Genomic DNA, 14,481 nt, shown 5'->3' on the forward strand with positions numbered 1-14,481 from the left:
GCGTCCGCACATCTGACACAGATATTATACGACGAGCGATTCGAACACCGGTCGGTGGTGGCAGGCGGTTCGCGAACCGGCCCGTAGCAGCCTCAAATTTCAGCCGAACGGCGTCCGACGCGGCTCACGAGACGTCCACAACGTGTCTCTAATTATAGAGGTTGTGCCACTCGAACGGTAGTTCTGGGCTCGAGTCGGGACGAACGGCACGGCCGACTCCAGTCGAAGCCACAGCGCTGAACGATCGAAGTCCCGCGTCGATCCGCAGTGACAGCTACCGGTCGGCGACGGTCCGCTCGGCGGTGGCAATCGCGGCGGCGTTCGGGGCGACGTCGTGGACGCGAACGAGATCGACGCCGCGCTCGGCCGCCAGCGCCGTCGCGGCAGCGGTCGGCACGAGTCGATCCTCGTCGCGGCGCGCCACGTGATCGAACATCGACTTGTGGGAGTGGCCGATCATCAGCGGCGTCCCCAGCGCACGGAACTCCGCGATCCGATCGAGCAACTCGAAACTCTCGGCAGCGGTCGTTCCGAAGCCGAGTCCGGGGTCGAGCACGAGTCGCGAGCGATCGATCCCCGCGCGCTCGGCGAGGAGAACCCGCTCCGTGAGTCGCTCGAGCACGTCGTCGACGACGTCGTCGTAGGTGTGCTGGCGACCGGGGTCGACCGGGGCGGAGAGACTGTGCATGAGCACGGCCGGCACCTCCCGTTCGGCGACGATGCGTCGCATCTCCGCGTCCGCGAGCCCGGTGACGTCGTTGACCATGTCTGCGCCCGCGTCGAGCGCGGCCTCTGCGACCGACGGTTTGCGCGTGTCGATCGAGACCGTCGCCTCGAGTCCGTCGAGGCGCTCGAGAACCGGGAGGACGCGCTCGCGTTCCGTCTCGGCGGGAATCGGCTCGGCTCCCGGTCGGGTCGATTCGCCGCCGACGTCGACGACGTCCGCCCCCGCCGCGACCATCTCCTCGGCGCGAGCGACGGCGTCCCCGACAGCGTCGTACTCGCCGCCGTCGTGGAAGCTGTCCGGCGTCACGTTCAGGATACCCATCACCGCCGTCCCCTCGTTCCACGGGTAGTCGCCGGTCGAGCCGTCGGCCCCGATGCCGAGCGCGTCGGTCAGCTGTTCGGCCAGCCGACGGCCGCCGACCGCCCGCCCGCGAAGGGTGGCGACGAGATCCTTGAACTGCGCGAGCGTGCCACCGAGCACGACTTCGACGTGCTGGTCCGTCGCACCGATACCGGCGACCGCACAGGTGCCGCCGAGCGACTCCATCAGCGTGCGCAGTTCGGACGCCTCCGCCTGGCGGACGTGAAATCGAAGCGTTCGGTGGGGGTACCGATCCGCGCGATCCCGGCGTTCCGAGGCAGGGACGTCCGCACGCCGCATGACCGCTCGAGCGCGTTCCGTGGTGGGCGTCCGGACCGATCGCAGCGTCCGCGTCCACCAGTTGCGGGCTTCCCCGACGACGGAGAGCGATCCGGTCACGAGCACGCAGTCCGACGGCTCGGCCGTCCGGAGTGCCCGATCGAGTGCGACGAGGACCGACCCGAACCGATCGGTCTCGGCGTCCGTCTCGCGGTCGAACGTCTCGGCGAGCACGTCCGTTCCGAGGGCGCGGTCGACGTCCGCCGCGGCGAGGTAGACCCGGTCGGGATCCGGGAGCATCCGACACATCTCCGGGTGGTCCTTGTCGCGTAACGCACCGAACACGAGGTGGAGGTCGTCGTACTCGAACCGCTCGAGAAGCGTCGCGACCGTCGCACACGCGTCGGGGTTGTGAGCCCCGTCGAGAATCGCGAGTGGCTCGTCGTCCATCACTTCGAACCGCCCTGGCCACCGGACGTTGCGGATTCCCGCCGCGATGTCTCGTTCGGACGTGCCGGCGATCTGTCTGGCGAGCGTGGCGGCGATTCCCGCGTTGACTGCCTGGTGGCGACCGAGTAGCGGCGTTCGGCTCCGGACCTCCCAGTCGGGACCGACCAGCGAGATCGACGACGTCGTCGGCGAGACCATCCCGGTCTCTTCCGCCACCACGTCGATCGTTTCGGCCGATCGATCGCTCGAGTCTCCATCGCGGTCGGATTCCGCCTCGAGGCCGACCCGCACGACGTCGGTTTCCTCTCGGATCGCGTCCAGCGCCGCGCCCGTCGCACCGGTCACCAGCGGCGCGTCCGCCGGCGCGACCTGGGCCTTGTCGCGGGCGATCTCTTCGACCGTGTCGCCGAGGATGTCGGTGTGCTCGAGGCTGACGGTGGTGACCGCGGCCGCCGCGGGATCGACCACGCTCGTCGCGTCGTAGCGGCCGCCGATGCCGACCTCGAGGACGGCGACGTCGACGTCCTCACGATCGAAGTGCCAGAGGGCCATGGCGGTGAACACTTCGAAGAACGTCGGCGCCGCCCCCTCGACGGCCCGGTCGACGACGAAGGGCCAGACGGTCTCGACGAACCGCACCACCTCGTGTTTCGGGATCTTCCGGCCCCCGACCGTGATGCGCTCGCGCCGGTCGTTCAGGTCGGGAGAGGTGTAACAGCCGACCGTGTGCCCTTCTTCCCGGAAGATCCGGTCGAGAACTCGAGCCGTACTCCCCTTGCCGTTCGATCCGGCGATCTGGACGGCGACCAGATCCTCGTGTGGATTCCCCAGGTGTGAAAGCATCGCAGCGGTCGTTTCCGTCCCCATTTCCGGCCGGAGCCGTCGCAGTCGTTCCACCCTGGAGACGGCTTCGTGGTACTCCATGGCATAGTGGATCACACGCCAGCCAATAAAGTTCCTACTGGCCGGTTTCGATCCACAACCGGTGCGATCTCTTACACGTTCTGCCGTGAGACTGTGTCCGCTCTGTCGACGGTGTCCGAACGTGGACGGACACCGATTCGAGGACGCCACTCACGCCGGTCGGCGTCGCAGGCCGTCGCCGGTATCACCGCGAGACCGCCGCTTTCGGCACTCGGGGAGGGCGGTGGCTACCGGGCACCGTACGACGACTATCGCCGCGATTCGACGCGGTACCCACGTCGTATCCGGAACGCTATAAGTGTGTTAACACTTAACACCAGGCACGAAAACGTATCTGTATATGACAGCCGCTGAGAAAACCGACCAGTCGATACCGACCGACTACGAGATCGCACAGTCCGCGGAGACGAGCCACATCGCCGACGTCGTCGAACCGTTCGGGCTTCTGCGGGACGACCTGCAACTGTTCGGCGAACACAAGGCGAAGGTGAAACTCGAGGCAATCGAGCGGATCCGCGAGGAACGAACGGCTGACGGCAAACTCGTTCTAGTTACCGGGATGACACCAACGCCGCTGGGCGAGGGCAAGACAGTGACGACGGTCGGGCTCGGGCAGGCGTTCAATCAGATCGACAAGAACGCGCTCGTCGCCATCCGCGAGCCGTCGCTCGGTCCCGTCTTCGGGGTCAAAGGTGGCGCTGCAGGCGGCGGCTACTCCCAGGTACTCCCGATGGAGGACATCAACCTCCACTTCACCGGCGACCTCCACGCGCTCACGTCGGCGCACAACCTCATCGCGACGATGCTGGACAACCACATCAAACACGGGAACGAACTCGACATCGCGGTCAACTGGGTCAACTGGCCGCGCGCGATCGACATGAACGATCGCGTGCTCCGCGAGACCGTAATCGGTCTCGGCGGTGACGTCACCGGCGTCCCTCGCCAGGATGGGTTCATTCTGACGGCTGCGTCAGAACTGATGGCCGTCCTCTGTCTCGCCGACGGGATCGACGACCTCAAAGAACGGATCGCCCGCATCATCGTCGCCTACGACGATGACGGTGACCCGATCACCGCCGACGACATCGGCGCGACGGGTCCCGCTGCGATCCTGCTGAAAGACGCGTTGAAACCGAACGTCGTCCAGACCATCGAGGGAACGCCCGCGTTCGTCCACGGCGGCCCGTTCGCGAACATCGCCCACGGGACCAACTCGCTGATCGCGGACGAGGTCGCCGCCCACCTCTCCGACTATCTCATCACCGAGGCCGGCTTCGGCTCCGATCTGGGCGCCGAGAAGTTCATGAACATCGTCTGCCGGTTCGGCGAGATGGAGCCCGACGCGGTGACGCTCGTCGCGTCAGTGCGGGCGCTAAAGTACCACGGCCAGGAGATGTGGCCGCCCGACCTCGACGAACTCGAGGCCGAAGACGTCGACGCCGTCGAAAAGGGATTCGAGAACCTCGACGCACACGTCAGCAACCTCCAGCAGTTCGGCGTCCCGGTCGTCGTCGCCCTCAACCGCTTCCCGGACGATTCCGACGCGGAGGTCGACGCGGTCATCGACCACTGCGAGAACGAACTCGAGGTCAGGGTGGCCGAGTCCACCGTCTTCAGTGACGGTGGCGAGGGCGGCATCGATCTCGCCGAGAATCTGGTCGACGCCGCGGAGTCCGAATCGACGTTCGAACCGCTCTACGACGTCGACGCGTCGATCAAGTCGAAGATCGAAACCGTCGCCACCGAAATCTACGGTGCCGACGGCGTCGAGTACCACAGCGACGCCGAAGACGACATCGAACGACTCACGAACCTCGGTTTCGACGAGGTCCCGATCTGTATGTCGAAGACGTTCCACTCGCTCAGCGACGACGCGAGCCAGAAGGGGGCACCCGAGGGGTGGACGCTCGAGGTAAACGAGATCTACCCCTCTGCGGGTGCCGGCTTCCTCGTGGTTCTCACCGCCGACGTCCTCACGCTACCCGGTCTTCCCGCCGAGCCTGCTGCCGCCGAGATGGATCTTCACTCCGATGGGAGCGTCTCCGGGCTCTTCTAACCGCCCTCCGCCTCGATCACTCACAGCGCCCGATAGAGCGTCTGCAGGTCCCAGCCACACCAGTCGGCGACGGTTCGACAGGTTTCCAGGTACCGATCGTACGCCGCCGGTCCCGGCGCCGTCGGATACGACTGCGAGAGTTCCCCGTACGTCCGGAGCGCGCTCCACTCGCGGTCGCTCATCACCGAGTACCGTTCGGGCTCGAGAAACTGCAGGAACGCGGTCGCCACGGGGACGTCGACGCCGCGCAGTTCCGTCAGGCGCTCGAGTTTCCTCGTCTCGTACCCGGCCGCCATCGCGTCGACCGTTTCCGCGGAGAGATCCATCCTGTTCGCGTCTTCGGGGGACGGGAGCGTGAACGTTTCCGAGTACGAGCCTGCAGCCGCGGAGATCGAGGTCGGCATCGAGGCGACCGACGCGAAACCGGCAGCCGACGACTGACGGCGGGTGGCGAACCCTGCTTTTGGGATCGAATTCGCGCGGATCGTGATAACATATAACTCAGTGGGCGGCCTCGAGTCGAACGAAGAATGTCGAACTGGATCCCGACGGTCGCGCTGATCGCCGCGTTCGTCCTGGCGGTCACCGCGTTCGTGGCCTTCAGTCGCGGACGGTACATGCTCGCCGGAACGAGTTTTCTCGCTCTCAGCGTCGCCCTCTACGTTAGAGAGACCCAAAAGTAGGACCGGCACGGCCGGGTCGGCCGACCGTGCGAACGGTTCGATTACCGGTCGTTCGTTCCCGGCCCTGGTGAATTCGACGTGGAAGTCGCCGCTCGTCCGCCCTCGAATCGGCCGGACTCGGTGACCCTTCCGGAATCGAAGCCATGAATGTGACAATAAATTATTTGGATCTGCTATGCGAACCTCTCGTTGGAGAAGCGAGATGTACGAGAACATTCTTATCCCCACAGACGGGAGCGAGCGAGCGCAGGACGCCGTCGATCACGGCATCGGACTCGCCGCGGCGTTCGATGCAACCGTTCACGCACTTTACGTGATCGAGACAAAGGCCCACTACGTCTTTACCGCCGCCGGCCACGATCCAGAAGAGATGGACGAGTATCGGACGTACGGCAGGGGACTCGTCGAAGAGGTGGTCGACGCGGCCGTCGAGGAAGGGCTCGACGGAGAGGGGGCCGTCAGATCCGGCAGCGTCGCCCAGGAGATCGTCGAGTACGCCGACGAGAAAAACATCGACTGCATCGTCATGGGCGTCCAGGGACGGAGCGGCATCGACGACTACCTCGTCGGCAGCACGACGGAGAAGGTCGTTCGCACGGCGAACGTACCGGTGACGACGGTACAACACCGCGACGTGTGAGCAGCGGGGTCGCTCGAGCGGCGATCAGTCGAGCGATTCAGTCCGACTGAATAGAAGGGGGTGGTCGGCTCAGTCGTCGTCGGCAGTCCGTCCCCGCCTGCCGGATTCCTCGATGTTGGTCACGACGCCGGAGCCGGACTTTCTCACGACGACGTCCCGTTCGTCCTGGATGTCCTCGACCCAGTCGGCGAACTCCTCGGACTCGAGCGTCCTGTACTCCTTTTCCAGCCCAAGATAGAGGCTGTAACAGAGGAACAAGAGGACGACCGCGAACGGGAGGCCGGCAGTGATCGAGGCCGTCTGCAACGCGCCGAGACCGCCGCCGATCAGCAACACGGCCGCGATGGCACCTTCGGCGAGCGCCCAGGCGACCCGCTGGTTCCTGGGAGCGTCGTGTTTCCCGCCCGACGAGAGGTGACCGAGGACTAACGACCCGGAGTCCGAAGACGTCACGAAGAACGTCGTCACCAGGATCACGGCCAGAACGGACAGCAAGACCGTGAACGGGAGCAGCGTGAACAGTTCGAACATGGCGACCTCTTCACCGACGTCGAAGACCGTCCCCATGATGCCCTGTTCGGTGAACAGTTCGAAGTGGAGCGCGGTGCCGCCGAGGGTCGCCATCCAGAAGAACGAGAAGAGCGCCGGCAGGATCAGGACGCCGGCGACGAACTCGCGGATGGTCCGGCCGCGCGAAATGCGGGCGATGAACAGCCCGACGAACGGCGACCACGCGATCCACCAGGCCCAGTAGAAGACGGTCCAGCTATCCAACCAGCCCTCGTAGGGTGCACCACCGAAGCTGTCCGCCCACAGCGCCAGTTCGGGGAAGTTCGACAGGTAGGTCCCCAGTGCCTGGGGGAACAGCCCGAGGACGAACACCGTCGGGCCGACGATCAGGACTGTAAACAACATCACGAGCATGAGCGTAACGTTGAGGTTGCTGAGCCGGCGGATGCCCTTGTCAAGTCCGGCCCAGACGGAGGCGAGCGCGATCGCGGTGATGACCGCGATGATCGCGACCTGCATTCCCGTTCCCGCGGGAGTTGCCGTTCCGGCGACCTCGTCGCCCAGGAACGAGATACCAGCCGAGATCTGCATCGCGCCCAGTCCCAGCGAGGTCGCGATGCCGAACAGCGTCGCAAACACCGTCAGGATGTCGATGACGTGGCCCGGCCAGCCGTAGATGCGATCGCCGAGGACCGGCCAGAAGACCGATCGGAAGGTCAGCGGGAGGCCGCGGTTGAACGAGAAGAACGCGAGGCCGAGGCCGACGAGTCCGTAGATCGCCCACGGGTGGAAGCCCCAGTGGAAGTACGTGATCGCCATGCCGACTTCCGCGCCGGCGGCCGTCTCGCCTTCGGCGCCGAGCAGCGGATCGGCGAAGTGGAACAGCGGTTCGCCGACGCTCCAGAACATGAGGCCGATCCCCATGCCCGCGCTGAACAGCATCGCGATCCACGAGATGTCGCTGAACTCCTTTTCGGCGTCGACGCCGCCGAGCCTGATCTTCCCGAACCTGCTGAACGCGAAGAACAGGACCACGGCAATAAACAGGTTCACAGACAGGATGTAGAACCAGCCGAAGTTACCGGCGATCCCCCCCTGTAACCACTCGAAGGCACCCTCCGGAGTCGCGAACACCTCTCCGAATGCGTTCGCCATGAGGCCGCCCGGATAGAACAACGTAAAGAGGATGAACGCGGCGATCACGCCGATAGAAATGAAGAATACGTGCGGCTGGACGTCCATGCCAGCCACCTGGACGTTGGTGTCACCCGGCTTTACGTCGGTATCCGCCTCGAACCAATCTTTCGTCAGTCGGTCACCCCACGGGTTGTCGTCATCTACCATACTCCACCCCTCGGTTACGCCGCTCGGTAAGTCGTCGTGTGGTCATGGTTTTGGCTCTGGTTTGGTCGGTAGCCGTGAGTGATGCGTGTGTACACACCACACAAGTAAGATACCCCTTCGTGCAGAGACTTGATTGTTTCCCTACTCACTATATTGCAAGTGAGAAACCGATAATTCTACCACCAGTACTCTGCAATACCATTTTTTGTGTATAATCCGACCAGTTCTGTACTCGAATAGTCACTCACGTGATAGTACGTTGACGAGTCGAACGATAGCTCGAGAAGGAAGCGAAGGAACGCGCCACGAGTGACACCACGGAAATCGGTGGTACTGCAATCGCAGCAGACCGTGAATTCGACGATTACCTGGTGAAGAGCGTGCTGAATCGGGACGGGGTGGCCGCGAACGCGAGCAGGAAGACGGCGCCGGACGCCACCAGGAGGAGAAACGCCGCGAACACCAGATACGCTCCGACGACGGGAACGAGCGGAATCGAGAGGACCGTGAGCATGACCAGCAGTACCGTTCCGATAAGCATCGCGAGGGCGATTCGGAGCCCCGTATCTCGAGGGTCGAACGAACAGTGGGGACAGACCGTTTCGTCTCCCTCCAGTTCGGCCGCGCAGTTGTGACAGTAGGGTCGTCCGCGATCCATCGATAGCACGAGTGGTAGTACGTAGCACGGCGTCGGTGAAGGCTCTTGCGCTCGTTCCCTCGGCCGCCTCCGCCGAAAGCGGCGGCGTGCGGCGGGTTTTAACTCTTGCAGGCTCAGTCCCTCCTCGAGGAGCAACGCAACGAACACTATAGTGACAACTGAAACGATTTACGCACTGATCGTACAGCTATCGTGCGATCAGGTATGCAGTGACTGTCAGTGGCTACTATAGCAAGTGAGGAGTACAGTTTGGCGGGTCACGGGGAGCGCCGTGGCGCTCCGGACGGCTGCGGTGTTGACCGGCGCTTCGTTCGGGGTCATCTCGATCGTCGCGCTCGTCGGATTGATCCGGACGCGCGTCGACGACGAACGCGGTCGTCCGTCGCCGGTCGGCGAACTCCGGGCGAGTATCGCCACCCGATTCACGGAGGATTGGAGCCGGCCGCGACGGTCTCGAACGCGAGCGCGTCGATCGAGATTCCGGGGACGGACCCTGAGAAATCTATTACTCCTCCCGCGTGGAAACGCGACGCATGGGAACCATCGGTGGGTGGTGGGTCGCCAGCCACGACCGGAACCCCGACGAGGAGACGGTCGACGCCTACCACGTCAACTATCTGCGATCCGACCGGCGACCGCTCGGAGGGAAACTCTACGTGACGGACCAGCGACTCCTGTTCAGTCCGCACCTCGTCGACTCCGTTCTCGGCGGGGAGAAGGTCGGTATCGACGTCGCGGACGTCGAGAGGGTGACCGGGGTGGCCGCCGCCGATCGCGACGACGGTCCTCCGGCCGACAGCCTCCGCGTCGAACTGATAGACGGTACCCACGAGTCGTTCGTCGTCAGCGAACTCGAGGACGCAATCGACACCGTTCGACGCGTGCTCTGAGGACCGACGAGATCACCGGTCTCGCGGTGACTCCGCCGCGCGATTCGTCACGTCGACCTCGTACCCGTGGTCGGCGATCGACTCGACGATGTTTCGGGCGTGTCCCGCACCGCTGGTTTCGACCTGGAAGATCAGGTAGGCCTCGCCGACGTCCAGATCCTCGAGAGCGCGGTCGTGGCGAACGGTCTGGATGTTAGCGCCGTGGTCGGCGATGACGCCGGAGAGCTCCGCCATCTTCCCGGGTCGGTCGTCGATGTGGACCCGCAGTCGCAGGATCTGATCGCGGTGCGTCAGGGCGTGAATGAGTATCGCGCGGAGCATCGTCATGTCGAGGTTGCCGCCACAGAGCAACGGCATCACGCGTTCACCGTCGACGTCGAGCGCGTCGCTTCGGATCGCCGCGACCGCGGCGGCACCGGCCCCTTCGACCAGCTGTTTCGCTCGCTCCAGCAGCACGAGGACGGCCTCAGCGATCTCGCCGTTCGTCACCGTGACGACCTCGTCGACGTGTCGGTCGATGATCGAGAGCGTCAGCTCGGAGATGCCGCCCGTCGCGATCCCGTCGGCGATGGTGTCGACCGACTCGAGCGTCTGCGGGGCGCCCTTGTCGAGGCTCTCGGGAACGGTCGCCGCCTCCGCTGCCTGGACGCCGACGATCCGCGTCTCCGGACTACGCTCGGCGAACGCGGTCGCGATCCCGCTAATGAGGCCGCCGCCACCGATCGGCACGACGACGGTGTCGATCTCGGGGTCGTCCTCGACCATCTCGAGGCCGAGCGTTCCCTGGCCGGCGACGATCGCCGGATCGTCGAACGCGTGGACGAACTCGGCCTCGGACTCGGCGGCCAACTCGCGCGCAAAGGCCGTCGCTTCCTGGAAGTCGTTGCCGACGAGTTCGACGGTCCCGCCGTAGCCACGGGTGGCGTCGATCTTCGTCTGGGGAGCGGCCGTCGGCATGACGATCGTCGAGTCGACGCCGAGTTTCGTCGCGGCGAGGGCGACGCCCTGAGCATGGTTGCCGGCGCTCGCCGCGACGACCTGCTCGAGGTCCCCCTCCTCGAGACAGCGCTGGATCTTGTTGTACGCCCCGCGGGTCTTGAACGACCCCGTCCACTGGAGGTGCTCGAGTTTGAGCACGACTTCCGCTGCGCCGGTCATCGCCTCGAGCGACGTGCTCCGCTCGACCGGCGTCCGCTTGACGACCGACGGATCGTCGAGTCGCTCCCGGGCTGCTTCGACGTCGGCGAACGTGACGGGAAGTTCGTCTCGGTTCATCGTCTCACGGGAGTTCGACCGGAACGTCCGCCTGGTTGCTGGCCGCTGCGACCGTGTTGTACAGCAACATCGCGATCGTCATCGGGCCGACGCCGCCCGGGACCGGCGTGATGACGTCGGCTTTCTCTTTCGCGCTCTCGAACTCGACGTCGCCGACGAGTTCGTACCCCTTCTCGGTATCTGCGTCTACGCGGTTGACGCCGACGTCGATCACCGTCGCGCCCTCGTCGATCATCGAGCCGTCGATCAGTTCGGGGTAGCCGGCGGCCGCGATCACGATATCCGCTTCCCGGGTCTTCGCCCCCAGATCCGCCGTCCTGGAGTGACAGACCGTCGTCGTCGCGTTTCCGCCCGGCGCTTTTTGGATGAGCAGGTTCGCCATCGGTTTGCCGACGATGTCCGATCGGCCGACGACGACCGCGTGCTTTCCCTCGGTGTCGACGTCCGCCGCCTCGAGGAGCTTCTGGATTCCGTGGGGAGTGCACGGCTTGAACCGCGGGTTGCCGGCGACGAGACGCCCGACGTTCTCGGGGTGAAAGCCGTCGACGTCCTTGCGCGGATCGACGCTTCGAAGCACCGCCGCGCGGTCGACGTGGTCCGGAACCGGCATCTGGACGAGAACGCCGTGAACGTCGGGATCCTCGTTCATCGCCGCGACGATCTCGAGCAGTTCGTCGGCGGGGGCGTCCGGATCGAGTTCGCGGTGGATTCCCTCGATACCGAGGTCCTCGCAGGCCCGCTGTTTCATCGAGACGTAGGTCTCGCTCGCAGCGTCCTCGCTCATCAGCACCGTCGCGAGACCTGGCGTCACGCCCTCGTCCTCGAGGGCGTCGACGCAGTTACGGAGGTCGTCCCGAATTCGGTTCGCCACTGCGTTGCCGTCGACGACGTGGGTCACGGTCGTTCACCCGCTCTCGTATCGTCCGTGTTGGTTGCGTCGCAGATCATGCTCGTTCACCGCCGTGTCGCTCGCCGCCCCGTGGCCGGCTGTGCGCGTTGGGCGATACTGGGAGCTAGCAATGTGTAACGTTATCAATGCACTGTCCCTGCCGGATCGAGCGCGGATCTCGAGGTCCCGCGGGTCGAACTCCACAACGTATATCCGATCCATCATGTGTAGTCGGACGAAACTCGATCCACGGATACCGGTTTTCGAAATTGGAACGTCGGTTTCCGGGCGTTGTGGCGCCCCTACGCCCCGGTATCGAGGATACAGTAACGACAGCTGACTCCTACTTTTATAGTCTGCGGCGGTTATGTGTGTGCCAATGTCTGGCAACAAGCCACCGGAGCAGGACAGTCAGAACAGTATGGAGCACCCGAACTATCCGAGCGTCGATCAGTCGGACCGAACCCTTCCGAGAAACCTTCGCCAGTCCGGCGATCCGGGGATCGAGATGCTCGTCTCGACGCGCGTCCGGAAGTCGCCGTTCTTCCACAAGTCGTTCGTGGAGAACGGCGCCTGGCGAGCGACGGTCTACAACCGGATCTACCACCCGCGCGGGATGTTGAAACCGGAAGAAGGCGGGATGATGGAGGAGTACGACGCGCTGGTCAACCACGTGACCCTGTGGGACGTCGCCGTCGAACGCCAGATCCGGGTGAAAGGCCCCGACGCCGAGGCCCTGACGAACTACGTCATCACCCGCGACGCGACCGAGATCGAACCGATGCACGGGAAGTACGTCATCCTCTGTAACGAGGACGGCGGCATCCTCAACGATCCCGTACTGCTGCGACCGGGCGAAGACGAGTTCTGGTTCTCGATCTCGGACTCGACGCTGATGCAGTGGCTGCAGGGCGTCAACGTCGGGAAGAACTTCGACGTCGAGATCGACGAGATCGACGTCGCACCGATGCAGATCCAGGGGCCGAAATCGGTCGACGTAATGGTCGAGGTCGTCGGCGAGGAGGTCGAAGAGATCCCCTACTACGGCCTGATGGAAGCCGAGATCGACGGCGTGTCGGTGCTCGTGAGCCAGACCGGCTTCTCCGGCGAGAAAGGCTTCGAGATCTACGTCAAGGAGGCCTCGAAGTACGCCGAACGCGTCTGGGATCCCGTCCTCGAGTCCGTCAGGGATCACGGCGGGATGCAGGTCGCGCCGGCACACCACCGCCGCATCGCCGCGGGGATCCTCTCGTGGGGCCAGGACATGGACCACGAGACCTCGCCGTTCCAGGTTAACCTCGGCTACCAGGTGCCCGACGACAAGGCGGCCGACTACGTCGGCAAGGAGGAACTCGAGCGCCAGAAAGCCGAAATCGAGGACGGAAACTACCCGTTCGTCCACAAGATGGTCGGGCTCAAGATGGCCGGCGAGCCGGTCCGGGACTACGCGCCGGACTTCTGGCTCATCTCCGACCCCGACACCGGCGAGGAGTGCGGCTACGTCACGTCGCCGTGGTACAACCCCGAACTCGAGACGAACCTCGCGCTCGGCTTCGTCCCGGCCGAGAAGCTCGACGGCGACCCGATGGAGGTCTACGACGGCGACATCGAGACGGAGTTCCAGGTCCACCTGCCGGACGAGTACGCCGAGGAGCCCGGCGAGCCGGTGTACGCCAAAGTCTCGGGGGTCCCGTTCAAGCCGTCGGTCAACCCGAGCGCCCGGGAGCAGGCCAAACTGAACGCCAAGGAGGAGGCGTCCGAGTGAATCGTGAGCGGGAGCGCCAGCGCGGGAGATCGGTACGTACGTGAGGGACGAGGACCAAAACGACCTCGATGGCGACCGACGATCGACCGCGCTCGACCCCGGCCACCGACGGTCGTGAGCGAGCCGCCCCGACGCGTGCGAGCCACCGCGTGATCTAACGCATGTCATCAGAGATACACTCATCCGCGACGGCGGACGGCGTCATCGAGCTGCTCGAGGAGCCGCGCTACGAGCTGATGCCGTTCGACAGCATGGACGAGCAACTGGAGCACCTCCCCGACGGTGCGGAGGTCGCCATCACCACCTCGCCCACGCTCGGCATCGAGGCGACGGTCGACTGGAGCGAGCGAGCGGCCGACCGCGGCTACGAGATCGTCCCGCACATCGCGGCGCGCTACGTCCGCGGCGAGGACCACCTCGAGGAGATCGCGGGCCGGCTCGTCGACGCCGGCGTGACCGATATCTTCGTCCCCGGCGGCGACCGGGACGAGCCCGCCGGCGAGTACGCGTCGGCCTACGAACTGCTGGCGGCGCTCGAGGAGCTGGAGTACGCGTTCGCGGACGTCGGCATCACCGGCTACCCGGAGGGCCACGCGTTCCTCGACGAGCAGACCCTCTCCGACTCGATGGCGAGAAAGGAACCGTTCGCCACGTACGTCGTGACACAGCTGTGTTACGATCCGGACGCCATCGTCGAGTGGATCGGCACGATCCGGAATCGCGGGGTCGAACTGCCCGTCGAGGTGGGTATCCCGGGCGTCATGAACTATCAGCGACTGCTGGGAATCTCGAAGAAGGTCGGCGTCGGCGACTCGGTTCGCTTCCTCCAGAAGACGAGCGGGATACTCGGCTTCGTTCGCCAACTCGTCGGTTCCCGCGGGAAGTACGCGCCCGACGAACTCGTCGAAGGGCTCGCGCCTTACGCCACGGATCCCCACTACGACGTTCGCGGCGTTCACATCTACGCGTTCAACCAGGTACCGGACCTCGAGTCGTGGCGGGCAGAGACCCTGGCCCAGTACCGGTAA

General features: G+C 64.9%; 12 protein-coding genes. 6 read left to right on the forward strand and 6 right to left on the reverse strand.

Annotated features, from left to right (window positions below):
* Positions 1-274 precede the first annotated feature (274 nt).
* Positions 275-2,740, reverse strand: coding sequence for a dihydropteroate synthase (gene folP, locus CV102_RS22850; RefSeq protein WP_148860328.1), 2,466 nt, complete (start codon positions 2,738-2,740; stop codon positions 275-277).
* 340 nt (positions 2,741-3,080) lie between these two features.
* Here folP and CV102_RS22855 point away from each other — a divergent pair, with 340 nt between their 5' ends.
* Positions 3,081-4,799 carry a formate--tetrahydrofolate ligase gene (locus tag CV102_RS22855; protein WP_148860329.1) on the forward strand — a complete coding sequence of 573 codons (1,719 nt, stop codon included), beginning with the start codon at positions 3,081-3,083 and terminating at the stop codon, positions 4,797-4,799.
* 20 nt (positions 4,800-4,819) lie between these two features.
* On the opposite strand, the gene CV102_RS22860 is transcribed toward CV102_RS22855, so the two are convergent.
* Positions 4,820-5,203 carry a hypothetical protein gene (locus CV102_RS22860; protein ID WP_148860330.1) on the reverse strand — a complete coding sequence of 128 codons (384 nt, stop codon included), beginning with the start codon at positions 5,201-5,203 and terminating at the stop codon, positions 4,820-4,822.
* Positions 5,204-5,329: 126 nt separating this feature from the next.
* Between CV102_RS22860 and CV102_RS26250 the strand changes: the two genes are divergently transcribed.
* Together CV102_RS26250 and CV102_RS22865 are read left to right on the forward strand one after the other, a co-directional pair.
* The gene (locus CV102_RS26250) at positions 5,330-5,482 is read left to right on the forward strand and encodes a hypothetical protein (protein ID WP_187433088.1); all 153 of its coding nucleotides are present in this window, start codon (positions 5,330-5,332) and stop codon (positions 5,480-5,482) included.
* A gap of 202 nt (positions 5,483-5,684) precedes the next feature.
* Positions 5,685-6,122 carry a universal stress protein gene (locus CV102_RS22865; protein ID WP_148860331.1) on the forward strand — a complete coding sequence of 146 codons (438 nt, stop codon included), beginning with the start codon at positions 5,685-5,687 and terminating at the stop codon, positions 6,120-6,122.
* Between the two features lie 69 nt (positions 6,123-6,191).
* Here CV102_RS22865 and CV102_RS22870 read toward each other — a convergent pair whose 3' ends face one another.
* Both CV102_RS22870 and CV102_RS22875 read right to left on the reverse strand, forming a co-directional pair.
* Positions 6,192-7,976 carry a BCCT family transporter gene (locus tag CV102_RS22870; protein ID WP_148860332.1) on the reverse strand — a complete coding sequence of 595 codons (1,785 nt, stop codon included), beginning with the start codon at positions 7,974-7,976 and terminating at the stop codon, positions 6,192-6,194.
* Positions 7,977-8,340: 364 nt separating this feature from the next.
* Positions 8,341-8,634 (reverse strand): hypothetical protein, encoded by a 294-nt coding sequence (locus CV102_RS22875; protein WP_148860333.1) that lies wholly within the window; start codon positions 8,632-8,634, stop codon positions 8,341-8,343.
* Positions 8,635-9,167: 533 nt separating this feature from the next.
* On the opposite strand from CV102_RS22875, the gene CV102_RS22880 reads away from it, so the two are divergent.
* The gene (locus CV102_RS22880; RefSeq protein WP_148860334.1) at positions 9,168-9,524 is read left to right on the forward strand and encodes a GRAM domain-containing protein; all 357 of its coding nucleotides are present in this window, start codon (positions 9,168-9,170) and stop codon (positions 9,522-9,524) included.
* A gap of 12 nt (positions 9,525-9,536) precedes the next feature.
* Here CV102_RS22880 and ilvA read toward each other — a convergent pair whose 3' ends face one another.
* Together ilvA and CV102_RS22890 are read right to left on the reverse strand one after the other, a co-directional pair.
* Entirely contained in the window at positions 9,537-10,799 is a 1,263-nt protein-coding gene (ilvA, locus tag CV102_RS22885) for a threonine ammonia-lyase (RefSeq protein WP_148860335.1), read from the reverse strand.
* Between the two features lie 4 nt (positions 10,800-10,803).
* A complete protein-coding gene (locus CV102_RS22890) occupies positions 10,804-11,697 on the reverse strand; it encodes a bifunctional methylenetetrahydrofolate dehydrogenase/methenyltetrahydrofolate cyclohydrolase (protein ID WP_148860336.1) in 894 nt (297 codons plus the stop codon).
* Between the two features lie 370 nt (positions 11,698-12,067).
* Between CV102_RS22890 and CV102_RS22895 the strand changes: the two genes are divergently transcribed.
* Positions 12,068-13,453 (forward strand): aminomethyl transferase family protein, encoded by a 1,386-nt coding sequence (locus CV102_RS22895; protein WP_148860337.1) that lies wholly within the window; start codon positions 12,068-12,070, stop codon positions 13,451-13,453.
* A gap of 161 nt (positions 13,454-13,614) precedes the next feature.
* Positions 13,615-14,481: a methylenetetrahydrofolate reductase gene (locus tag CV102_RS22900; RefSeq protein ID WP_148860338.1), complete on the forward strand. Its 867-nt coding sequence runs from the start codon at positions 13,615-13,617 to the stop codon at positions 14,479-14,481.

Source organism: Natronococcus pandeyae, assembly GCF_008122205.1.
In the GTDB taxonomy this organism is placed as follows: Archaea; Halobacteriota; Halobacteria; order Halobacteriales; family Natrialbaceae; genus Natronococcus; species Natronococcus pandeyae.